20 protein-coding genes and 1 tRNA gene are annotated in these 23,234 nt (G+C 60.0%); 10 read left to right on the forward strand and 11 right to left on the reverse strand.

What is annotated here, in order from left to right:
* Nucleotides 1-6: 6 nt before the first annotated feature.
* The 4 genes from Q1A07_RS00800 to Q1A07_RS00815 form a co-directional block, all read right to left on the reverse strand.
* Nucleotides 7-2,439 (reverse strand): methyl-accepting chemotaxis protein, encoded by a 2,433-nt coding sequence (locus Q1A07_RS00800; RefSeq protein ID WP_366944004.1) that lies wholly within the window; start codon nucleotides 2,437-2,439, stop codon nucleotides 7-9.
* 722 nt (nucleotides 2,440-3,161) lie between these two features.
* Nucleotides 3,162-3,247, reverse strand: a tRNA-Leu gene (locus Q1A07_RS00805).
* Between the two features lie 288 nt (nucleotides 3,248-3,535).
* A complete protein-coding gene (locus tag Q1A07_RS00810; RefSeq protein ID WP_299776907.1) occupies nucleotides 3,536-4,090 on the reverse strand; it encodes a tetratricopeptide repeat protein in 555 nt (184 codons plus the stop codon).
* A gap of 32 nt (nucleotides 4,091-4,122) precedes the next feature.
* Nucleotides 4,123-4,584 carry an Lrp/AsnC ligand binding domain-containing protein gene (locus Q1A07_RS00815; RefSeq protein ID WP_195822577.1) on the reverse strand — a complete coding sequence of 154 codons (462 nt, stop codon included), beginning with the start codon at nucleotides 4,582-4,584 and terminating at the stop codon, nucleotides 4,123-4,125.
* 123 nt (nucleotides 4,585-4,707) lie between these two features.
* On the opposite strand from Q1A07_RS00815, the gene putA reads away from it, so the two are divergent.
* Both putA and Q1A07_RS00825 read left to right on the forward strand, forming a co-directional pair.
* Complete coding sequence (gene putA / locus Q1A07_RS00820; protein WP_299776909.1) at nucleotides 4,708-8,133, forward strand: bifunctional proline dehydrogenase/L-glutamate gamma-semialdehyde dehydrogenase PutA; 3,426 nt, start codon at nucleotides 4,708-4,710, stop codon at nucleotides 8,131-8,133.
* 69 nt (nucleotides 8,134-8,202) lie between these two features.
* A complete protein-coding gene (locus Q1A07_RS00825) occupies nucleotides 8,203-8,976 on the forward strand; it encodes a rhomboid family intramembrane serine protease (RefSeq protein WP_299776911.1) in 774 nt (257 codons plus the stop codon).
* Here the strand turns inward: Q1A07_RS00825 and Q1A07_RS00830 are convergent, their stop codons facing one another.
* The 6 genes from Q1A07_RS00830 to Q1A07_RS00855 form a co-directional block, all read right to left on the reverse strand.
* On the reverse strand, nucleotides 8,977-9,762 hold the full coding sequence (locus Q1A07_RS00830) for an inositol monophosphatase family protein (RefSeq protein WP_299776913.1): 786 nt from the start codon (nucleotides 9,760-9,762) through the stop codon (nucleotides 8,977-8,979).
* Nucleotides 9,763-9,885: 123 nt separating this feature from the next.
* A complete protein-coding gene (locus Q1A07_RS00835) occupies nucleotides 9,886-10,548 on the reverse strand; it encodes a hypothetical protein (protein WP_366944005.1) in 663 nt (220 codons plus the stop codon).
* A gap of 119 nt (nucleotides 10,549-10,667) precedes the next feature.
* On the reverse strand, nucleotides 10,668-11,492 hold the full coding sequence (locus Q1A07_RS00840; RefSeq protein ID WP_299776917.1) for a sulfite exporter TauE/SafE family protein: 825 nt from the start codon (nucleotides 11,490-11,492) through the stop codon (nucleotides 10,668-10,670).
* A 17-nt stretch (nucleotides 11,493-11,509) separates the two neighbouring features.
* The gene (dusA, locus tag Q1A07_RS00845) at nucleotides 11,510-12,511 is read right to left on the reverse strand and encodes a tRNA dihydrouridine(20/20a) synthase DusA (protein ID WP_299776919.1); all 1,002 of its coding nucleotides are present in this window, start codon (nucleotides 12,509-12,511) and stop codon (nucleotides 11,510-11,512) included.
* Nucleotides 12,502-12,867, reverse strand: coding sequence for a hypothetical protein (locus Q1A07_RS00850; RefSeq protein ID WP_299776921.1), 366 nt, complete (start codon nucleotides 12,865-12,867; stop codon nucleotides 12,502-12,504). The genes dusA and Q1A07_RS00850 overlap by 10 nt, the downstream gene beginning before the upstream one ends.
* Before the next feature lie 262 nt (nucleotides 12,868-13,129).
* Nucleotides 13,130-13,423: a LysR family transcriptional regulator gene (locus tag Q1A07_RS00855; protein ID WP_299776923.1), complete on the reverse strand. Its 294-nt coding sequence runs from the start codon at nucleotides 13,421-13,423 to the stop codon at nucleotides 13,130-13,132.
* A 231-nt stretch (nucleotides 13,424-13,654) separates the two neighbouring features.
* Between Q1A07_RS00855 and Q1A07_RS00860 the strand changes: the two genes are divergently transcribed.
* From Q1A07_RS00860 to Q1A07_RS00880, 5 genes are all read left to right on the forward strand, one after another.
* The gene (locus tag Q1A07_RS00860) at nucleotides 13,655-14,662 is read left to right on the forward strand and encodes a D-cysteine desulfhydrase (protein ID WP_299779099.1); all 1,008 of its coding nucleotides are present in this window, start codon (nucleotides 13,655-13,657) and stop codon (nucleotides 14,660-14,662) included.
* Nucleotides 14,663-14,694: 32 nt separating this feature from the next.
* Complete coding sequence (locus tag Q1A07_RS00865; RefSeq protein ID WP_299776925.1) at nucleotides 14,695-15,654, forward strand: glycine betaine ABC transporter substrate-binding protein; 960 nt, start codon at nucleotides 14,695-14,697, stop codon at nucleotides 15,652-15,654.
* Between the two features lie 97 nt (nucleotides 15,655-15,751).
* Nucleotides 15,752-16,807 carry a glycine betaine/L-proline ABC transporter ATP-binding protein gene (locus Q1A07_RS00870; RefSeq protein ID WP_299776927.1) on the forward strand — a complete coding sequence of 352 codons (1,056 nt, stop codon included), beginning with the start codon at nucleotides 15,752-15,754 and terminating at the stop codon, nucleotides 16,805-16,807.
* Nucleotides 16,804-18,345: an ABC transporter permease subunit gene (locus Q1A07_RS00875; protein ID WP_299776929.1), complete on the forward strand. Its 1,542-nt coding sequence runs from the start codon at nucleotides 16,804-16,806 to the stop codon at nucleotides 18,343-18,345. Before Q1A07_RS00870 ends, Q1A07_RS00875 begins: the two co-directional genes overlap by 4 nt.
* Nucleotides 18,342-19,073, forward strand: a complete 732-nt coding sequence (locus Q1A07_RS00880; RefSeq protein ID WP_299776931.1) for an alpha/beta fold hydrolase — start codon at nucleotides 18,342-18,344, stop codon at nucleotides 19,071-19,073. Before Q1A07_RS00875 ends, Q1A07_RS00880 begins: the two co-directional genes overlap by 4 nt.
* 546 nt (nucleotides 19,074-19,619) lie before the next feature.
* Here Q1A07_RS00880 and Q1A07_RS00885 read toward each other — a convergent pair.
* Nucleotides 19,620-20,309 (reverse strand): winged helix-turn-helix domain-containing protein, encoded by a 690-nt coding sequence (locus Q1A07_RS00885; protein WP_299776933.1) that lies wholly within the window; start codon nucleotides 20,307-20,309, stop codon nucleotides 19,620-19,622.
* A gap of 72 nt (nucleotides 20,310-20,381) precedes the next feature.
* Here Q1A07_RS00885 and Q1A07_RS00890 point away from each other — a divergent pair, with 72 nt between their 5' ends.
* From Q1A07_RS00890 to Q1A07_RS00900, 3 genes are all read left to right on the forward strand, one after another.
* Nucleotides 20,382-20,705 carry an NIPSNAP family protein gene (locus Q1A07_RS00890; protein WP_299776935.1) on the forward strand — a complete coding sequence of 108 codons (324 nt, stop codon included), beginning with the start codon at nucleotides 20,382-20,384 and terminating at the stop codon, nucleotides 20,703-20,705.
* Nucleotides 20,702-21,055: an antibiotic biosynthesis monooxygenase gene (locus Q1A07_RS00895; RefSeq protein ID WP_299776937.1), complete on the forward strand. Its 354-nt coding sequence runs from the start codon at nucleotides 20,702-20,704 to the stop codon at nucleotides 21,053-21,055. The genes Q1A07_RS00890 and Q1A07_RS00895 overlap by 4 nt, the downstream gene beginning before the upstream one ends.
* A 109-nt stretch (nucleotides 21,056-21,164) precedes the next feature.
* The gene (locus Q1A07_RS00900) at nucleotides 21,165-23,210 is read left to right on the forward strand and encodes an EAL domain-containing protein (RefSeq protein WP_299776939.1); all 2,046 of its coding nucleotides are present in this window, start codon (nucleotides 21,165-21,167) and stop codon (nucleotides 23,208-23,210) included.
* Nucleotides 23,211-23,234: the final 24 nt, after the last annotated feature.

Below are 23,234 nucleotides of genomic sequence, written 5' to 3' on the forward strand. Positions count from 1 at the left end.
GGGAAATCAGAATTCTTCCCACCCAGAGTCCAGGTCCAATTCTTCTTCCATTTCCACTTTGAGGGCGGCATTGCCTTGTGTCGCGCCAGCAGATGCAGCAGCGGGTTCCGCATTTGATGGTTTGGATTTAACTGGCGCCGTTGGTTTCGCTACTTGGGCAAAGTCAAGCTTGAAGCGCGCCACAGCTGCAGCCAATGCATCCGCCTCCCCCGTAAGGGCATGACTGGCGGCAGTGGTTTCTTCAAACATGGCTGCATTCTGCTGCGTCACATGATCCAATTCGTTCACCGCAGTATTAATTTCATTGAGCCCCGCAGACTGCTCTCTCGACGAGGTAGCAATGGTGGAAACACGTTTCGAAATCTCCGACACTGAACTGACAATGGACGCAAGTGCGCTGCCGGTCTTGTCGACCAGATCGACCCCCTGCTCAACCTGGTCTCCGGAACTGGAAATCAATGCGTTAATCTCTCGCGCTGCATCCGAAGACCGTTGCGCCAGCGCGCGGACTTCCGTTGCAACAACCGCAAACCCGCGGCCGGCCTCTCCTGCACGTGCAGCTTCCACCCCTGCGTTCAGTGCCAGCAGGTTTGTCTGAAAGGCGATATCATCAATCACCGAAGTGATTTTCGAGATCTCCTGCGACGAGGTTTTGATACCATCCATTGCCTCAACGGCCTTGCGCGCAATCTCGCCACCTTTTTCGGCGTTCGCTTGTGCGTCAGCGGACATCGACGATGCTTCATCGGCACCCTCCGCAGCCGACCTTACGGAGCTGGTCAATTCATCAAGTGCCGCCGCCGTTTCTTCCAAGGTCGCCGCTTGCTTTTCGGTGCGGCGCGACAGGTCATCCGCGGCTGTTGTGATCTCGGACGTCTCGTTCCGGATGGATTCCGAGTTTTGCATCACGGCGCCGACAGCCTCTTTCAACGCCCGCACGGCCGCATTGAAGTTGCTGCGCAGCTTTTCGTAATCTTCGGGGAAGGCCGTCGCGATTTCACTTGTCAGATCCCCTTCAGACAGGCTCTGCAACCCAACACCAAGTGCCTGAACCACGGTCTGCTGCTGTTCTGTAACGCGCGCGCGCTCTTCATCAGCCAAACGAACGGCTTCAGCGCTTTGTGTTACGTCGGTACCGAGGAAGATCGCGCGCTCCAACTTGCCGTCAGGCGACGGAACTGAAGCAAAATTACCTTCGAGTATCATGGTCTTGCCGTCAGATGCGCGATTGACCTCAAAGCGCCCAAAGACCGCATCACCGCCCAAATCGCTTCTCAATACGCGACGCTTCAATTCCTCTGCGCTGATATCCCCTTCCGCCGAACCAGTAAAGACGTCGGAGAAGGTGTTGGAATGGATGGCATCTTCCTGCACTGCCAGCAGCGAAACCATGTTTGGATTCGTTCCGATCACCTGTCCGCCAGCGTCGAATTCAATGCGCAACTGGCTGTGATCGATGGTCTCCAATAGGGCGGAATTGCGTGCCGCTTCCGTGTTGTCCGCCCACTCAATGACGGCGCCGATCATCTCCCCTGCTTCATCCAAAGCGGCATTCAGATTAATCTCGATCAGAGCATCCCCGATTTTGGCGGTGTGCGACAGCGGCAAGGCCTCCACGCCACGGGTGACGATCTCCTGTGCATGGCTTTGCAGCTGCTGGAAGTTTACCAAATTCGCCCCCAGGGCACTTCCGGTTTTCAAATCCGGCCAGCTTTTTTGCAAATCGACCGCAATATCCTGCAAAAGCGCGTCACAGGTAGGATTGAGGAAAATCACTTTCAGATGCTCGTCAACCATCATCATCGGTGCAGTCGAGCCGACGAATGCCGCACTCTTGAAAGCGCTTTCGCGCTCCGCCTCTTTGGCAACACTCAAGGCACTGCGGAAGGTGTCAAGGCGGCGGGCCATTTGCCCGACTTCATCCCCACGGCTGGTATAGGGAATTTCAATGTCATAATTTGCCTTTTCCACATCGCCCATCGCCGAGGTGAGACGTACAAGTGGTTGCGACATCTGGCTGCGGAGAAAGTAACCCGCCAACGTCACTGCAACGATCATGACAACCAGACCCGTCGTCAGGGCTCTTTTCTGAAGCGCCTCAAGACGCGCCAATTGGCTCGCGTCGCTCCAGCTCGTCACAACAACACCGGAAATTGCATCACCGTCCCCGAAAACCGCTGGATAGGCGACCGAAAGACCATCCCCGGAAACAACAATTTGCTCTTGATCCAAAGCCTGTTGGGCCAATTCCGTTGCCATCTCGGCATCGAAGCTCTCAATCCCTTTGTTGTACAGCGCCGCACCGGTAGCGCTGACCACAAGCGCGCCGGTGGCATCAGGTTTTGCGGAGGCGATGACACCATCCACGATCTGCTCAACCGCATTGGCGTTCCCGAACTTGATGGCGCCTCCCATCTGCATGGCCAGCAGCCCGGTCACTTCTGACGCACGTTGACTGAGCGCTTCGGAGGTCAACTCCTCTTTCATGTTGTTACTCATCAGGGCGACGGCGGCGACAACGGCGACGACACATACGACAACCATGAAGGTACATTTGATAAAGAGGCTGTTGAGTGGGTTTGTCTGCAGCGTGGAGGGTTTCAAAATTGACATCGCCGGGTCCCTTTGTGCGTGGTCTTACCGTGCCGTCCGCTGTTGTTCTTGGAGGGGCAGACAGGTTTCAAATGCCTTATCTACAATTGAGTTCTTACGGAGCACTTAACACCAACCATCACCGGTAGGTTTTTGGACCACCTGGCCGCCTTGAGGCCGACCTGCATCAAGCTTTCCATGGCTCCAAACCAATACAAATTCTTGAAGCCAGGCCATTCCTTCGCCATTGCATGCAAGGAAGGCGCCAGAACTGTCTTTGAGGACAACGAGAGACTGGTGTGATGCCCGCCGCGGGCCTCAACCTGCGTCACATTACCTTGAGACTTTCAGCAAGTCACCGCGAGTGAGCGCTCCACCTGCCAACGGTCAATGACGTGCAGGCCCTTGAGCGTACACTGGTTTTCTGCCGTAACGCCCTTAGAACAAAGTTTGAAACCGTTACAAATTGCCCCAACCGGCTTTTGAGTGATTGCTGAGAGCCGAGGTTAGAAAACTGCGCCACCCTAACCATCTCAGATTTTAGCGAGATTTTAAGTCAAAGGAGATTTTGGTGCGGGCGGTGGGACTCGAACCCACACGGGCGTACGCCCTTCAGATTTTAAGTCTGATATGTCTACCATTCCATCACGCCCGCACGACGCGCCAGACCTATTCCAGCCTAGGAAACTCAATACGGCCACAAAGCCATGACAGCAATGCGTATTGCGGTGGAACACCAGAAATTTGGGTTTCTGCGCCCGTCGTTTTGTCACAAACCCCACCCGTAAAGCAGGGTTTTCCAGTGCACGTTCGGAAAAGATTAGGCAATCACCTCATCAGGTTATGCCATAACAGGTATCCAATGATGCGCACACTGGTTGTTGAAGGATCGCAAAGGGGGCGAACCAGCACGCTTTCTCACATCCCTGTCGGACACACCGGATCAGATATCTTTTCCTGACGGTGCCAACGGACCACCCTCCGACATCAAGAAGCGCTCCGATAGCCAGGGGTTGTTCGCCAGCGCCTGCTTTAGTTGTTCACGCGCTTCGTCGATACGGTCAAGCCTCATGAGTGTCAGCGCCCTGCCCGATTGGGCCGCAACATGCCGCGGTTGCAGACTGAGCGCCTTGTCCAGATCAACAAGTGCCAAGCGATAGTCTTCCCTCAGAAAGTGGATGTAGGCGCGTTGGTTGAACCCTTCGGCATAGAGCGGGCAATACTCCGCAAGCCGGTCAAAATCCTTCAGCGCACCAGCGAAATCGTAAACATCTCGCTTGCGCATCCCCCGCTCCAGAACCTCTTGCGCCGCAGCGTCCGGGGCGCGCAACCACACTTCCCACATCTGGTTGGACACCAGGCGCCCCGCCTGATCGTTGGGCGCGGCACGTGCCTCTTCAAAGAGCCCTTCGAGCTCGTTGGCCACATCGGGCGGTGCCGGGCATGCCGCAACCACGGGCGCGGCCAGAACGGCCAGGATCATGCACAAGTGTTTCATATCCTTCAGCGTCGCCGCGACGGGCCCTCAGGTCAAGCCGTGTCTGCCAGCATCGTCTCCTTGACCGCCTCCATGGCCACATAGGTGGAGGTTCCCGCCACATGCGGCAGGGCTGAAATCGTCTCGCCCAGAAACTGGCGATAGCGCGACATATCGCGGGTGCGCACCTTGAGCAGGTAGTCGAAATTACCCGCGATCATATGGGCCTGTTCGATCTCCGGCACCTTTGCCACCGCAAGGTTGAACGCCGTCAGCGCGGCCTCCCGCGTGTCACTCAAACGCACCTCGACGAAAGCGACGTGATCGAGGCCCAGCTGAATGGGATCCAGCAGTGCCCGGTATCCGATGATCACGCCTGTCTGTTCCAGCCGCCGCAGCCGCGCCTGCGTCGGCGATTTGGACAGCCCGATCCGCTTGGCCAGATCGGTGATGCTAATGCGCCCATCTTCTGCAAGCACCGATAGAATCGCGCGGTCAAACCGGTCGAGGTTCATCTGCTCGCTTTTCTCATCTTCCGTCAAAATTTTTACCACTTCGCCCTCCAGGAATAAGATCTTCAGTCAGTATGGCTTCTCAATTGCAGGTATACTAGGCCAAACCTTCACCGGAGATGCCAAATGGCCCGAGATGTATTCCCTTCCCTGCGCCACCTGATCGACGCAGGCACCTATGCCGATCCAGACAATGTGCTGCCCGATCTCATTGCAGCCGCCGATCTGACCGCCACGGCGCGCTCCGAAATCAGTGCAGCGGCAGCGCAGTTGGTGCGCGACATCCGCGGCACCAGCGCCCCCGGGATGATGGAGGTTTTCCTTGCCGAATACGGCCTGTCGACGGATGAAGGCGTGGCCCTCATGTGTCTGGCCGAGGCCCTGCTGCGCGTGCCCGATGCCGATACGATTGATGCGCTGATCGAAGACAAGATCGCCCCCTCCGACTGGGGCCGCCATCTGGGCCATTCCACCTCCAGCCTTGTGAACGCCTCGACCTGGGCGCTGATGCTGACCGGTCGTGTGCTGGATGACGAACAGCCCGGGCCCGTGCGTCACCTGCGGGCCGCCATCAAGCGGTTGGGCGAGCCGGTGATCCGCACTGCCGTCAGCCGGGCGATGAAGGAAATGGGCCGCCAGTTCGTGCTGGGCGAGGACATCAATAACGCCATGGAACGCGCGGCAAACATGGAGAAAAAGGGGTTCACCTATTCCTACGATATGCTTGGAGAGGCTGCCCGGACGGAGGCCGATGCAAAACGCTACCACCTGAGCTATTCGCGCGCGATCTCAGCGATTGCGACTGCCTGCACGTCGGATGACATCCGCAAGAACCCCGGCATTTCGGTCAAGCTCTCCGCCCTGCATCCACGCTATGAGGTGGCGCAGGAAGAAGCGGTGATGACCGATCTGGTGCCGCGTCTGCGCGCGCTGGCGCTGCTGGCGAAATCCGCGGGCATGGGGCTGAACGTGGACGCCGAAGAGGCGGACCGCCTGGCGCTGTCGCTGGAGGTGATCGACCGGGTGATGGCGGAACCCGCGCTTGCCGGTTGGGACGGCTTTGGTATCGTGGTGCAGGCCTACGGCCCGCGCGCGGGCACCGTGGTGCAGGCGCTCTATGATATGGCCGTCCGTCACGATCGCAAGATCATGGTGCGGTTGGTCAAGGGCGCCTATTGGGACACCGAAATCAAACGCGCGCAGGTTGAAGGCATCGATGGATTCCCGGTGTTTACGCAGAAGGCGGCCACCGATGTCTCCTACATCTGCAACGCCAAGGCTCTGCTGGGCATGACCGACCGAATCTACCCGCAGTTCGCCACCCATAATGCGCATACGGTGGCGGCCATCCTGCACATGGCGGATGATCCTGCAACCTTCGAATTCCAGCGCTTGCACGGCATGGGGGAGACCCTGCACGGGCTGGTGATGGAGCAAAACAAAACACGCTGCCGCATCTATGCGCCGGTCGGCGCGCATCGCGACCTGCTGGCCTATCTTGTGCGGCGCTTGCTGGAAAACGGGGCCAATTCCAGCTTTGTGAACCAGATCGTGGACGAGGATGTGCCGCCCGAAGTCGTCGCCGCCGATCCCTTTGAGCTTTTGGCCACGGGACCTGCGCCCGACATTGCGAAAGGGCCCGCGCTGTTCCTGCCGCTGCGGGACAACGCGCGGGGCTTCGATCTCGCGCATACCCAGACGCTGGAAGCCATCGACGCGGCGCGCACGCCCTTTGCCGCGCACGCCTGGACGGCAGCGCCGCTGCTGGCTGGTGACGTGGACCCGCAGGGGACCACCACGCCGGTAACCAACCCGGCCAATCCAGACGACAGGCCGGGCACCGTCCAGCAGGCCACCGCTGCCGATGTCGCGACGGCCTTCGACACTGCCGCACCCTGGTCCGCACCCCTCGCCGAACGCCGCGCGGTGCTTCAGAGAGCCGCCGGGATGATGGAGGACCGCTTTGGCGAGGTCTTTGCCCTGCTGGCCCGTGAGGCGGGCAAAGGCCTGCCCGATTGCGTGGCGGAGCTGCGCGAGGCGGTCGATTTCCTGCGCTACTATGCGGCGCAGGCCACAAACACGCCCCCGGCGGGCATCTTCACCTGTATCTCACCGTGGAACTTCCCCTTTGCCATCTTCTGCGGTCAGGTGACGGCGGCATTGGCGGCGGGCAATGCGGTGCTGGCCAAACCGGCGGAGCAAACCCCGCTGGCCGCCTATCTGGCCGTCTCGATTCTGCATGAGGCCGGTGTGCCGCGCAGCGCGCTGCAATTGCTGCCCGGCGGCGGCGACATCGGTGGCCTGCTGACCTTGGACGCGCGCGTAGGTGGCGTGGCCTTCACCGGGTCGACTGCCACGGCCCTGCGCATCCGCGCCGCCATGGCGGAAAACTGCGCCCCCGGCACCCCGCTGATCGCGGAAACCGGCGGCTTGAACGCGATGATCGTGGACAGCACCGCGCTGCCCGAACAGGCCGTGCAATCGATCATCGAAAGCGCCTTTCAATCCGCGGGCCAGCGCTGCTCCGCCCTGCGTTGCGTTTATGTGCAGGAGGATATTGCCGAAGACTTCACGAAGATGCTGATCGGGGCGATGCAGGCGCTGCGGCTGGGCAACCCTTGGGACCTCGCCACTGACGTGGGGCCGGTGATTGATGAGGCCGCGCGCAAGGGGATCACCGACCACGTCGCCGCCGCCCGCGCAGAGGGCCGCGTCATGGCCGAGCTTGCTACGCCGGATCACGGCACCTTCATCGCGCCAACGCTGATCAGCGTGGACGGGATTGGTGCGCTGGAGCGGGAAATCTTTGGTCCTGTGCTGCATCTGGCCAAGTTCAAGTCGCAAGAGCTTGACGCGGTGATCGACGCCATCAACCACACGGGATACGGGCTGACCTTCGGTCTGCACACGCGGATCGATGACCGAGTGCAGCATATCTCTGAACGGATCGAGGCGGGCAACATCTATGTGAACCGCAACCAGATCGGCGCGATTGTCGGCAGCCAGCCCTTTGGCGGCGAGGGGCTCTCCGGCACCGGCCCCAAGGCGGGCGGTCCCAACTATCTGCCACGGTTCTCGGAACCGGATCGTGACATGCGCGATGCAAGCTGGGACAGCCCGATGGCACAGCTGCCCGCGCTGCGCGATGCGCGGCCCATGCCACAGACCGCGCAAAGTCTGCCGGGGCCCACAGGCGAATCCAACCGGCTCAGCACCCTGCCTCGCGCGGCTTTACTCTGCGCGGGTCCGGGCGCGGAGGTGGCAGCAGCACAGGCCCGCGCTGTCGAAGCGCTTGGTGGCGCGGCAGTCATGGCAACCGGTACGCTGGATCCGGATGCGCTGGTGGACGGGCCTGCCTATGGTGGCGTGCTGTGGTGGGGAGACGAGGACACCGGACGCGCCATCGAGGTTGCGCTGTCGCGACGCAGCGGCCCGATCATCCCGCTGATCCCGGGACGCCCCGATACCGCCCGCGTGCGTGCGGAACGCCATGTCTGCGTGGATACCACCGCCTCGGGCGGCAACGCGGCACTGCTGGGCGCTTCGACCTGATCTGACCTCCCGGCGCCCTGAGCGCCGGGGTGCCTTGACCTCACCCCGTGGATCGCCCAGCGTGGGCCCATGTTTCCGATCCGTGATCACAACCCGTCCGGCCGCACGCCCTATGTCACCTACATCCTGATGGCGGCCAATATCGGCATTTTCCTCAGCTACGTGGGCATCCTGCAGGATGTGCGCCTGATCAACGCCTTCTGGCTGGATTGGGCACTGATCCCCGCGCGGCTGGAGGCCGGTCAGGGCGGCTATACCCTTGTCTCATCGATGTTCCTGCACGGTGGCTGGATGCATCTGGCGGGTAACATGCTGTTTTTATACATCTTCGGCGACAATATCGAGGATGAGATGGGCCATCTGGGCTACCTGCTCTTCTACGGCGCCGCCGGTATCGCCGCCGGGTGGATGCAGTATCTTTCCGCGCCGGGATCGACCGTGCCCATGGTCGGGGCGTCCGGTGCCATTGCCGGGGTCATGGGAGGCTACCTGCTGCTCTTTCCCAAGGCCAAGGTCGACATACTGATCATCTTCATCGTGTTTTTTCGCATCTTCCCGATCCCCGCGTGGATCATGCTGGCAGTCTGGTTTGCCCTGCAATTTCTGGGTGGCGTCGGGTCGGACCCGGACGCCGGTGGCGTCGCTTACTGGGCGCATGCCGGGGGCTTTGTTGCCGGGCTGATGTTGGCCGTACCGATCTGGATGCGGCGCGGCGGGCCTGCGTTCTGGACCCGGACCGATGGCCACCCACCGCACCCCGAGGCGCGCTATAGAGTGGCCAGAAGCAGCATTCCAAAAATCAGCAGGCGCCGCCCCGGCAAAGGCAGGGGCCCCTGGACCTGATCAGCCGCGCACCAGTTTCGCCAGCGGTGAAAAGAGCGCCTCGTTGGCGCAGATGATACTGCCGTCCTCGACGATATTGCCTGCCGGATCGATCGGTTCTGCCAACCCCCCGGCCTCGCGCACGATCACAAGCCCCGCCGCGATGTCCCACGCATTGAGCCGCCGTTCCCAGTACCCGTCATAGCGGCCCGCCGCCACATAGGCGAGATCCAGCGCTGCCGCACCCCAGCGCCGCACACCGGAACAGGCCGGGGCAACCCGCGCCATCTCTTTCAGCGTATCGGGCAGATCGGACCGACCGCCAAAGGGCAACCCGGTTGAGAACAGCCCCTCGATCATCTTGATGCGGCCGGAAACACGCAGGCGGCTTTCGTTCATCCAGGCGCCGGTGCCCTTTTCGGCAAAGAACATCTCGTCCTTGGCCGGATCGAAGACCACACCCGCGACAATCTGGCCCTTGTGCTCCAGCGCGATGGAAACCGCCCAATGCGGCAGGCCGTGCAGGAAGTTGGTGGTGCCATCCAGCGGATCGACGATCCAGCGTCGCGTGGGGTCCTGCCCCTCTTCGCCGCCCCCCTCTTCGCCCAGCCAGCCATAAGTCGGACGGGCGCCCATCAGGTCTTCCTTGATGATCTTTTCGGCGTTGATATCCGCCCGGCTGACGAAGTCTCCCGCGCCTTTCATGGAGACCTGAAGGTTCTCCACTTCGCGGAAGTCCTTGACCAGCGAACGCCCGGCGCGGCGGGCGGCTTTGATCATGATATTGAGATTTGCGCTGCCAACCATTTTGTGGGGCTCCTGAGGGGGGATCAGGCTGCGCGTATAAGTGCTGGGCGCGGCCTTGCCAAGGGGGGTCGAACGATGGGCGCACATGGCAGCGATGCAGCAGGTGCAATGGCTTGATACATGTCAGGGGTCCGTCAGCCATGCCGCGACACCGCCCGCCAGTTCCGGGCGGAAATACGCGATCATCCGACCCTCGGGGGCCGCGCCTGCGCCCTCGGCCCAGGGCGCAACGCCGTGCAGGGTCATCCGGTGCAACAAGCTGACGGAGCCCACCGGACCCGGCAGCAGAATGCGTGGACAGGTGGCAAAGATCTCCCGCCGGGTGGATTGATAAATCTCGGTTACATCGACCTCGGACAGGAGGCCGTCCGCCTGCCCCTGCATCGCCTGCTGCAGGGCGTTTTTCAGGATGCGATGGCTGCCTTCCCAGACCACCAGCGGCGCGGCCTCCGGGTCAGCCTGCGTTAGGGGCACGCCCAGAACAAAGCCGTGGGGTTCCTGCACAAAGCGCCGCTTGGGGGTTCCCACACCGATGATCCCGTCCACATGGGCGGCATCCCGGTCGCGCCTGTAGCGAAAGCCTGCATCGCTCTCCCCTTCGCGAGGACGTGGATAGCCCGGGTAGACCACGGAAAGCTGCGCGCGATGCAAGGCAGGCCAGCCACCACAGTGTTCTGTTGCAAAATCAACCGCAGCACCACTGAGCGGAGCGCTACCAGCGACACGGCCCGCGGCGTCATTCGGCAAGGCATCCAGCCCGACAAACCATGTATCTTCGCATTGCAATAGATGTTTATTTTCAGGGTTCTGGACGGCCTTCTGTGCATGAACTGCGGCGTGACCCGCCCACTCCGTCACCGCAGGTTCGGACGGGAAAACGGCCCACCCTCTGGTGAAAAAACCCTCTACCATCCAGCGGCCTTGCGGATCATATTCGCGGCCACCAGCAACAGGAACACCGCAAAGACGCGCCGGAGCGGTTTGGGGTCAAGCGCGTGGGCAAGACGCGCGCCCAGAGGGGCTGTCAGTAAGGTCATCGAAATGGTGATGCCAAAGGCAATGAGATTGATCGACCCCAGCGTGGCAGGTGGACGTGTGTCTGCAGCCATGGGCAGGAACAGGAAGCCCGCAACCGACGGGAGGGCGATCAGCAGGCCAAAACCTGCAGCCGTCGCCACGGCCCGGTGAATCGGCACGGCGAAAAGGCTCATCAGCGGCACGCCAAAACTGCCCCCGCCCACGCCCATCAAAACAGAGAGAAAGCCGACAAAGGGCGACAAGAGGAGCCGCAACAGACCGCTCGGCATTGCAGCACCCAACCGCCACTCCGACCGCCCGAAGGCCATGTAAAGACCCACTGTCATCGCCAGCGCCCCAAAGATGAACTGCAGAGCTACCGTGCGCAGCTGCGCCACGATCAGCATCCCGATCAGCGCGCCCAGCATGATGCCCGGCGCCCAGGCCCGCAGGATCGCCCAATCCACGGCGCCTTTCTTGTTGTGGCTCAGCACCGAGCGGGTGGAGGTAACCAGTATCGTCGACAGCGACGTCGCCACACAGAGCTGCATCAGCTCTGGCCCTGCATAGCCAAGCGTCTGGAACGCATAGAAAAACGCAGGCACAAGCACGATTCCGCCGCCGACGCCCAGCAGGCCTGCGAGCACACCGGCAAAGGCCCCGATCACAAGGAGCAGCACAAGCATCTGGAGCAGAAGGATGGGGTCTTGCATCGGGGTGTTCTGCGCGATCAGCCGACCTGTTGCAAGTCGTCGCGCGACACGATCTGCTGCAGCGCCTCAAGCACCAGTTCCGGTCCCGCACCGGGGCGATGCGCGCCTTCCGACAGGACGCGCCGCCACATCCGCGCGCCAGGCCGCCCGGTGAAGAGCCCCAGCATGTGCCGCGTGATCTGCCCCAGCTTGCCGCCCGCCGTCAGATGCCCCTCGATATAGGGCAGCATCTGGGTGATTGCGTCCTCGGGTCGGGTGACCGTGCCGGTGCCAAAGATACGCGGATCGGCCGCGCAGAGAATCGCAGCCGGGTCATGATAGGCCGCGCGCCCGATCATCACACCGTCCAGCCCCGCCTCCAGAAACGCTTCTGCCTGATCGAGTGATGTAATGCCGCCGTTGATCGAGATGTGCAGGTTCGGGAACAGCCCCTTCATGCGCATCACCAGATCGTAGTCCAGAGGGGGAATATCGCGGTTTTCCTTGGGGCTCAGCCCCTGCAGCCACGCCTTGCGGGCATGGATGCTGACCCGTTCGCAGCCCGCACCGACAATGCGTGCCAGAAATTCGGGCAGAACCTCCTCGGGCACCTGATCGTCCACGCCGATCCGGCATTTCACCGTCACCGGGACAGACACAGCCTGCTGCATGGCGGCAAAGCACTTCGCCACCAGCGCCGGTTGTTCCATCAGCACCGCCCCGAAACAGCCAGACTGGACCCGGTCCGACGGGCAGCCGACGTTCAGGTTGATCTCGCAATAACCAGCCTCGGCCCCCAACCGCGCCGCGATGGCCAATTCCTTCGGATCAGACCCACCAAGCTGCAGCGCCACCGGGTGTTCGGCTTGCGAATACTCCAGCAGGTGCAACGCCTGCCCGCGCACCAGCGCCGCAGACGTCACCATTTCCGTGTAAAGCAGCGTGCGCGTGCTCAGCAGGCGGTGCAGATAGCGGCAGTGCCGATCTGTCCAATCCATCATGGGGGCAATCGACAGCCTAGTGTGTTGATTTATTTCCATCTTTGTACTTTCAAACTGTTGGCGGCGGATGCTGATACGCTGGAATGCACCCCAATACCCCCGAATTTGCCCGTCTGCGACGATTCCTTGCACACACAGCACACACAAAAATGGCTTTCACTACCAAACTCCCTTCCGGTGTCTACCGGGTCCAGATCAGGTGAAAGGGCCGCCACGCGAGCGAGACTTTCCTCCGCCGCGACGACACCCATCGCTGGGCCCGCCAGGCGGAAACCCGGGTGGATCAAGGGTGGGCACCGAACAGGTCGTCCGTTTCCCACCTCAAAACCTTTAGCCGCCTCGTCGACCTTCATATAGCCGATGTGTGCAAGGTCGCGAAAGGCATGCAAGCGCATGTGTGGTTGCTTGCGGCCTCTGACGTCCTCGGCAAATGGCATTTCGGTTTGTGTAACCGGGTCTATTGCGCCCCGCTCTTGCGCCCGTCCGCTTGAAGCCTAACCCTTTATCTCTGCGCTCAACACGCTCTTGTCCGCATTGAGCTTCAACTGAAACGCAAAGACCCCTGAGCTTCTGACGTCTAGCACCGCAACAAGGACGTATCGCCGCACAAGAACATCAAGGTACAGTCGCTTAAATTGCCTGCGCGCATGCGAAGCTTCAGCGTCGGCAGACCGGTTTTTGCGTGCAGCGCCCTATCTGAAAAATCGAAAATATCGGTGCGCGCTGCGCGGCGATGGAAATGGTAGAACTGGCCAGATCAAAATGCGTAATTTCTGTGCGCAACGCGCGATTGCGGGTGACGAACGCGCGGATGTCGATGCGGTTGCTTCGCCGGTCCACGACATTCAAACCGAGCCACTCTTCAAGACTGCAAATGCGCCTTGAAAACGCAGGCTGATTACTGTTCCGGCGTGCGGCGGCACGGGTCAGATCACGTTCGTTCAGGAGCACCAGAGCGCCGTCAAACCATTGCGCATCTATCGCGTGTGGCCCCTTGCCCAAAGCCTATGTATGGGCAGGCCAAGAAAAAAGCATTATTTTTGGGCCAGTCTATTGGTGATCCTCTGTCTTAACTGTTTGAGCAGGAGAACAAGCGTGACTGAAACCGATCAGACGATTGAGCAAAAGGCGCGGGTCTTTCCAGAATTGACGACAAGCCTTTGCAAGGAACTTGCGATTGCGATGGCCAGGTTTCCCAAAGTGCGCCTCGGGCATTTTCCAACACCTCTTGAGCCGATGGACCGGCTGAGTGAAAAACTGGGTGGACCGCGCCTGTGGGTGAAAAGAGATGATTGCACCGGGCTTTCGTCTGGCGGCAACAAGACCCGCAAGCTGGAATACCTGATGGCGGATGCGCAAAAGCATGGTGCCGATACGATCATCACGCAAGGGGCGACGCAATCCAACCATGCACGCCAGACAACGGCCGCTGCGGCCAAGCTGGGCATGGAGTGTCACATCCTGCTGGAAGACCGCACCGGGTCAAATGACCCGAGCTACATTCTGAACGGCAATGTCCTGCTCGACCAACTGCACGGTGCAACCATTTCCAAACGCGGCGGCGGCACTGACATGAACGCCGAAATGCAGGCCCTGGCCGAGACGCTGCTGGCTGAGGGCAGGACGCCCTATGTTATTCCGGGCGGTGGATCAAACGCCATCGGGGCTTTGGGCTATGTGAATTGCGCACGTGAATTAGCCGAACAGGCGGCGGGCACAGGGTTGCGTATAGACGCCCTGGTGCACGCCACTGGCAGTTCCGGCACACAGGCAGGCCTGGTGACCGGGCTGGCCGCGATCCAGAGTGATATACATCTACTGGGCATCGGTGTGCGCGCGCCTCAGGAAAAGCAGGAGCAGATGGTGTTTGATCTTGCTCAGAAGACAGCCGACCATCTTGGCACCGGCCAGATAATTCAGCGCAGCGCCGTGCGGGCCAATTGCGACTACGTGGGGCCGGGATATGGTCTGCCGACGGATGGTATGATTGGCGCGCTGAAGTTACTGGCGCAAACCGAAGGCCTGTTGTTTGACCCGGTCTATTCCGGAAAAGGGCTGGATGGTCTGATCGACCAAGTCCAGAAGGGATATTTCGACGGTATGGACAATGTTGTTTTCTTGCATACCGGCGGAAGCGCTGCATTATTTGGGTATCCCGATACGTTCGGTTTGCCCGGCTACAAAGAGTAAAAACCAAGAAAAGACCAACAAGGAGACCACCTATGTCACTTAAATCCAACGTACTGTCAGCTGCTCTGATCAGCGCACTGTGCACGCCAGCATTCGCTGAAAGCGTCAAGATCGGCGTCCCGACCTGGACAGGCGCGCAAGCCATCGCCCACCTGCTGGGAGCTGTTGTTGAGATGCGCATCGGCGGCACCGTCGAATATGTGCCCGGCAACAACGCCACGATTTTCCAGGCCATGGACCAGGGCAAGGGCGACATCGATGTACACCCCGACGTCTGGCTGCCAAACCAGGAAAGCTTTACCAAGAAATACGTGGATGAGGCTGGCACCGTGACGTTGTCGTCCAACCCCTATGAGGGCAATCAGGGCTTCTGCGTCTCCAAGGATTTTGCTGCAGCTAACGACATTTCCGATATTACCGATCTGGGACGCCCGGACGTTGCCGCGTTGATGGACAGCGACGGCAATGGCAAAGGCGAGATGTGGATCGGTGCGCCGGGCTGGGCCTCTGCGAACGTGAACGAGGTCAAGACCCGCGACTACGGTCTGATGGACTTTATCGAGCCCATCCGCGCCGAAGAAAGTGTGAAGACAGCGCGCATCAAGGACTCCATCGCCAAGGGCGAAGGCTATGCCTTTTATTGCTACAAGCCCCATGCCGTCTGGTTCATGTTTGACGTGGAAATGCTGACCGAGCCGACATTCGATCCGGCCAAATACGTGATGGTTCAGCCGTCCGATGATGCGGACTGGTTTGAAAAATCCAACGTGGCCACCAAGGACGCACTGAAAGAAGTCCAGATCGCATGGTCCAACACCCTGCCGGACCGGTCGCCAGCCATCGCTGATTTCTTCAGCAACTTTGCACTGACCGCCGATGATGTCAGCAGCTTTGCCTTTGAGATCAGCGGCAAAGGCCGTGATCCTGCTGAGGTTGCGCGTGAGTGGGTTGAAGCCAACCCCGAGCGTGTCGACGCCTGGTTGGGTCTGTGATCCGAAACCCTATTTGACAACGGTGCGCGCGGGGGTCCCCGCGCGACCTGCCCCCCCCAACAAGGGCACCGACTGCGGCGATGGAGCGTTATCTGGTATGAACCACGAAACAGTCATTGAGATTTCAAACGTCTGGAAGATTTTCGGCGCCCGCCCCGAGGAAGCGCTGAAGGCGATCCGCGATCGGGGGCTTACCAAGCCGGAAGTCTTGAAGGAATTCAACGCAGTCGTAGGTGTGGCTGATGTCAGTTTGTCTGTGAACCGTGGTGAGATTTTTTGCATCATGGGCCTGTCAGGCAGCGGAAAATCCACACTTGTCCGACACTTTAACCGCTTGTTGGAGCCGACGGCCGGAAAGATCGAGATCCAGGGCACCGATGTCATGGCATTGGGTCCACGTGAGCTTCAGCAGTTCCGCAATCAGAAGATCGGGATGGTGTTCCAGAACTTCGCGCTGATGCCGCACAGGTCTGTGCTGGACAATGTGGCCATGCCGCTTGAAATCCGGCAGATCGCCAAGAACGAGCGGATGCGTCAGGCCGCAGCGATCCTTGATATCGTTGAGCTTGGCGCATGGGGCGCCAAATTCGCCCACGAGCTGTCAGGCGGGATGCAACAAAGGGTTGGGCTGGCGCGTGCTCTGGCCGCAAACCCTGATGTTTTGCTTATGGACGAGCCTTTTTCGGCGCTTGATCCGCTGATCCGACGGCAGTTGCAGGATGAATTCATTCGCCTGTCCAAGATCCTCAAGAAAACAACTGTGTTCATCACCCATGACCTTGATGAAGCAGTGCGCATCGGCGACCGCATTGCGATCATGCGGGACGGTAAGATGGTACAGATGGGCACAGCCGAGGACATTGTGATGCACCCGGCAGACGACTACGTGGCCGACTTTGTGGCGGGGATATCGCGGCTCAAGGTGGTGCATGCAGATGCTGTCATGCAGCCGTTGGATGCCTTCAAATCCAAGGGTGGCACAGTGCCATCGGATGCGCCCGGTGTGGCGGGCACCGAAACCCTCAGCAACCTCATTACGCTGGCCATAAATGACGACAAACCGATTTTGGTAAAGCACGATGGCGCCGATGTCGGTGTCATTACACGGGCTGATCTTTTGCGCACCGTAGTCGAAGGGACGGAAATGTCATGAGAGACGAAGAGGTCAATCCGCTGGAAGATACAGAAAGTGCAGCGGCCGTTGCTTACGCTGAAGAGCGCAAGGAAAACATCCGCACCTTTGTGCGCACCAGTCCGGACTATTACATCGCAAACTTCGATAAGGTCGGCGCCTCTGCCCGCTTTACGCCGACGTTCAACACCATGGCGGGGCTTTTTGGTCCCATCTGGTTTGGCGCGCGGGGACTGTGGTCTTGGGCCCTGGTCTTTTTGGTCATCGAGGCCGTCGCATTCGTTCAGATTGCACGGGGCCTGTTTGGCGATCTGGCTTCAGACGCCATGGCGCGCATCGCATCAATCGAAGGCACGCTGGATCTGCGTCGCCAACAACTGGCCGCCGCCATCGAGAGCGGATCGGACAGGGTGGACGCCTTTCAGCGCGCAGTCGACGGGCTTGAGGCCAATATCGGCGGCATACGCGCCGAAGCCGAGGCGTTGGCCCAGCAAGGTCCGAGCATTGTGCTGACGGGCATTGTGATCCTGGCCCTCGTCAAGGCCGTGCAGGCGGTGACGGCCAACTGGGCGCTTGAAGCGCGGTTTTCGGAATGGCTGTCGGACCGTACTATACGCTCCGGTCTGCCGGTGGATCAGATCGTTTTCAGCGCGGCCTTTATGGTGGTTATCGTGGTCGTGGCAATGGTCCACTACAGTTTTCCGGGGCGGTACACCGTTCTCAGCGAATTCCCGACCGACCCCGACATCCGCCGCACGGGCATCGCGTGGGTCGAGGAACTGATCGCGTTCTGCGTGCGCAACAGCGAGGCGTTCTTTGATGGGCTGACCATAGGTATCCGCTCCATTCTTGACGCTCTTGAAGTGATATTGGTGCAAACCCCTTGGATCGTGATCGCAAGCCTCATTGTGCTGTTGACGTGGCTGACGGCCGGCATCCGCACTGCGATCTATTCCGGCGCCTTCTTGGCATATATGGGCCTCTTGGGCTTTTGGGAGGCCGCAATGACCACGCTGGCCCTTCTTGGTACTGCGGCGTGTCTGTCGATCGTGATCGGCATTCCGCTGGGGATGTTCGCCGCGCACCGGCCACGGTTTTACGCCTTTATCCAACCCATTATGGACTTTATGCAAACCATGCCCGCTTTTGTCTTCATGGTCCCGGTTATTGCGTTCTTTGGGGTTGGCAAGCCCGCGGCCGTTATTGTGACGATGATTTTCGGCGGCACACCTGTGGTGCGCCTGACCGTTCTGGGCCTGCGGGGTGTCCCTGAGAGCGTGCGCGAGGCCGCAATCTCGTTTGGTGCGAACAAATGGTACCTGCTGAGCCGCGTCGACTTGCCCCTGGCGGGCCCGTCGATCCGGGCCGGGGTCAACCAGACCATCATGTTGTCGCTCGCCATGGTTGTCGTCGCATCGCTCATCGGGGCCAAGGGCCTGGGCGAGGATGTGCTTGAGGCGCTGCAATATGCCAATGTCGGACAGGGCATCCTGGCCGGGTTTGCCATCCTGTTCTGCGCCATGATCCTTGACCGGATTGTGCAGGGCCAGCGCAAGTGAAAACGCTGGTGCTGGTCCATGGGTTCATGGGCGGCAGCGCACAGTGGGACGCGCAGGCGGCCCATTTTGGAGATCGCTACAACGTCTTCGCACCTGACCTGCCCGGCTTTGGCGCGAACCGGCATCTGCCGGTCCTTCACTCCATTTCCGCCTTTGCCGATTGGGTGATTGGCGAACTTCGGCGCAACGGCATCAAACGATATCACCTGCTGGGCCATTCCATGGGCGGCATGATCGTACAGGAAATGACGCGCAAGGATCAGGACAATATCGATCGCCTTGTTCTATATGGCACGGGCGCCATCGGTGTCTTGCCGGGCCGTTTTGAAACAATCGAACAAAGCAAAGCCCGTGCGCTGGCGGATGGCGCACAGGCCACCGCGCGCCGGATCACGGCAACATGGTTTCTCGACCACCAACAGGACCCCGCCTTTGAAAGCTGCGCCGCCATTGCCGAAAACGCCTCTCCAGACGCCATTCAGGCGGGTCTGGATGCCATGCAAGCGTGGCGGGGGGATGATTTCTTGCCCTCCATCACCCCCGAAACACTTGTCCTGTGGGGAGACGGGGATCGCACCTATCAATGGCAACAAGCGCACCAGCTTTGGGAGACGATCCCTCGATCGAACCTCGCCGTCGTGCCGAACTGTGCGCACGCGGTGCACCTTGAAATGCCGGAGGTGTTCAACTTGCTTGTTGGCGGTTTCCTCGCCAGGGAAAGTGAGTGACCGCAACAAATCTGCGCCCGCTACTGTGGAACGCCGTTCTTTTCCTGTGTCGAGGAAAAGCAGCCCGGGGTGCAAAAGCGCACGGTCGACGCTTGCATCCCTATTGGTCATTTTAATCGCTGCGGTCTCCACCGACAAAGCGGCACATGACCCCGGGACAGAAGCATGCCCTGCATAACACCGCTTGCAGCGCACTTGGCGCAAGTCCGTTTTGGACTCAGGGCCGACCTCGGAGACAGCGTGGCATAAGCTCAGTTCATTTGGATGAAACACTCAAAAGCTTCAGTGACTATGTAGGCAACCAGGCGAAAAACAGACACGGTGCGAGCAAAGCATGAAAACACTCTGCACACGCAGCGTTCTAATACTTTGAGAAAATAGAGAAATTGCCCAACTAATCGTCGGCGCAACAGAGAGCCTACGTGCGGGAAAAGAGGTCATTGTCGTCTGCGGGGTGGTCGCCGACCTGCTCCATTCATCTGGCAGGCCAACGCCCCTGTCACGCAGACCGTGCAAGCTTGCCGCGTCGAAACACAGGCCGAGAGATCAAACCGTGGCAACCGCGAGTTGCCTTGCAAAGGCGGCCTCTCCCCGCTGCGTGAAGATCACCGCGCGGCTGTCCGGATCCCGTTTGGCCCAGCCCAGGGTTTCAATCCGCGACAGCAATGCCCGCCCCAGGCTGCCCGCAAGGTGAGAGCGCCGCGCGCTCCAATCCAGACACTCCTTGCACAACGGCGATTTCTGCGCGGTCAGCTTGTCCAGATCAATCCCGAACCCTGCCACGAACTCCGCGCCCTCGGAGGTGAGCCGCAATGCCTCGCCCTCCAGCACCAGAAATCCACGCCCGTGAAAGCTGTCGAACATCCGGATGCCCATGTCACCGGCAAGATGATTGTAACAGACCCGCGCCTTGCGCAGCGATGCATCTCGGGGTCCGGTGCGGGTGCGCAAATGGCCGCTCTTGGCCGCGAGCCCCATCAACCCTTCCAAGACCGCGGCGACATCATCCGTCGCCAGCGAGAAATACTTGTGCCGCCCCTGTTTACGCACGCGCAGCAGGTTGCCGCCGTCCAGCTTGGCCAGATGCGTGCTGGCCGTCTGGCTGGTGACGCCCGCCTCTGCCGCCAGTTCCGTGGCCGTCAACGCCTTGCCGGTCATCAGCGCGGTCAGCATATTGGCGCGTGCTGGATCTCCGATCAGCGCGGCCACACGGGCGATATCCGGTCCTTCTTTCATAGTTCGACCCTAATCGAACCATCTGCGATAATCAATTCTGTATGACACAGATGTGCATCAAAGGAGATTGACATGCTGACCTGCATCATTCGCTATCAGATTGACCCGACCAAACGTGACCATTTTATCAGATACGCGCGCAACTGGGGCCAGGCGATCCCGCGCTGTGGCGCCGATCTGATTGGATATTTTGCGCCGCATGAAGGATCATCAACCCTGGCTTATGGCCTTTACAACATCCCCAGCCTTGCCGCCTATGAGGAGTATCGCGCGCGGCTTGCGGACGATCCACTGGGGTGCGAGAACTACGCCTTTGCCCAGTCGGAAAAATTCCTGCTGCGCGAAGACCGAACCTTTTTGACACTGGCCTCAGCGCCACATGGAGAGCCCACGTGATTGCCGTTATTTTCGAAGTGGAACCCGCCGACGGGCGCAAGGAAGACTACCTGGATATCGCGGCGAAAATGCGTCCGATGATCGATGAGGTCGAAGGATTTATCTCCGTGGAGCGTTTCCAAAGCCTGACCGATCCAAAGAAAATCCTGTCGCTGTCCTTCTTTGAGGACGAAGACGCCATTGCCCGCTGGCGCAGGCTGAGCGCGCATCGCGCGGCGCAAAGCGCGGGTCGCGACGGCATCTTCGACGGCTACCGTTTGCGCATTGCCAGCGTCATCCGCGACTATGGCATGGAAGACCGGGCCGAGGCACCCGAAGACAGCAAGCTGCACCACGACACGCGGAATTAGACGCAATATGAACTAAATGCTCCGGCTTATTTTCCGCTATCGTATCAATGTGTTTACCGGTTCCGTGTGATCCCGTCGCATCCATGCTTCGGCGAGCGCCAGGACGACGATGAACCGCTTTATTGAATGCCTTACTCAGGAACATAACCACGGGTTGGTTGCGCTTGCCGCATTCATTTGCGTCATCGGCAGTTGCCTGTCTATCCTGCTGGCGCGGCGGCTGATCAACTCCCAAGGGCCACGTAAGGCGGTTCAGCTGGCTCTTAGCAGCCTGATTGCCGGCTCGACAATCTGGTCGACACATTTCATCGCAATGCTGGCCTATGATCCGGGGTACGAACATGGCTACGAACCCGTCGCAACCGGGCTGTCGTTGCTGGTGGCTGTACTCGGGCTGCTGGTGGCAAATGGCATTCTCGCCTACGCGCCCGCGGGGGTCTACACACTGATCGCCGGTGCCGTCTTTGGTCTCACCGTGTCAGCGATGCATTACATCGGGATGTCCGCGTATCTCTTGCCGGGATCGATCATCTGGCAACAGTCCGCCGTTGCGGTTTCGGTCCTGCTTGGCGCGGTACTGGGTTCAGGCGCCTATCACCGCGTGGTTTTTCCGGTGACACGGTATTGCTGGCTTGGGGGCTCTCTGCTGATGGTCCTCGCGATCTGCGCCATGCATTTCACGGGCATGAGTGCGATCACCATCGAATTGAGCCCTCTCTATCAGGTCCCACCGCAGGTCGTCTCGGATGAGACGCTGGGGATCATCATCATGGGGGTAATGGCCGTGGTCTTGCTGGTTGGTTTCGCCTCCGTCAGCATTGAAACCAACATCGAAGATGAAGCGCGCGATCAGTTGCAACGCGCGGCTCTGCATGACCCGCTCACCGGTCTGCCGAACCGGATGCATCTGAACCAGAAGATGACCCAGTTTTCCGCGCGATTGGATCAGAACGAGACGGAACGCGCCGCCGTTCTGACCATTGACCTGAACCTCTTCAAGGAGGTGAATGACGTCTATGGCCACACGGCGGGCGATACCGTCCTGTCAACGGTGGGAAAACGCCTGTCGCAGGCGCTTCAGTCGGATGAGTTCGTGGCCCGCGCAGGAGGCGATGAATTCGTTGCCCTCAAGCGCGGCTTTCGCCGCCTTGATCAGGTGACCGCCTTTGCCGAAAGACTGCATGCCCTGGTGGTCGAACCGATCAACATCGATCAGGCCTCTGTCATGATCGGAGCCTCCATCGGCATTGCCTCGACCATCGAAGACGGTCGGGAGCTCCATGACCTGCTGCATAAGTCCGATCTTGCCATGTACCGCGCCAAGATGGAGCCCGAGCGCCATATTTGCCACTACAACGCGGAAATGGACCAGCAGAGCCGTGAAAAGAAGGTCATGATCAGTGATTTACGTCAGGCCTGTGCCAACGGTGAGTTCGAACTGGCCTACCAGCTGCAAAATGACATCCAGTCCTTGGCACCTGTCGGCTTCGAGGTCTTGTTGCGCTGGAACCACCCGACAAAGGGGCGTGTTTCGCCCGGTGAATTCATTCCTATCGCGGAAGAGACTGGCCTGATCCGCCAGATCGGGCTCTGGGTCTTGCGGACGGCATGTTTCGAGGCGTCGCAGTGGCCGAAGCCCTACAGCATCGCCGTCAACGTGGCCCCACAGCAACTGGTACAACCCTCCTTCCTGGAACATGTGTCTGACATCCTGTTCGAGAGCCGCCTGCCACCGGAACGGCTGGAACTGGAGGTGACCGAAGCCAGCATCATCGACGATCAGGCCCACACGCTAAGAGTGATGCACGGCCTCAAGGAAATGGGCATTCGCATTGCGATGGACGACTTTGGCACCGGCTACTCCTCGCTCGCAACCTTACAGACCTTCCCTTTCGACAAGATCAAGATTGATCGCAGCTTTGTCCAGAATGTGCACCTGGATCAGCAGCGTGCCGCCATCGTGCGGTCGACCCTGCTCTTGGGGGCCGCGCTTAAAATCCCGGTTCTGGCCGAGGGCGTTGAGATTGAGGATGAGTTGACCTTCCTGCGATCGGAACGCTGTGATTCCGTGCAGGGTTTTTACTTTGGTCGTCCGATGAACCGCGAAGAGATGCTCAAGATATTCGACAGCAGCTCCGACAGCAAAGCCTCCTGAAGAAAACGCCGCGGCGCGGTGCCG

The organism is uncultured Roseobacter sp. (assembly GCF_947492555.1).
In the GTDB taxonomy this organism is placed as follows: domain Bacteria; phylum Pseudomonadota; class Alphaproteobacteria; order Rhodobacterales; family Rhodobacteraceae; genus Roseobacter.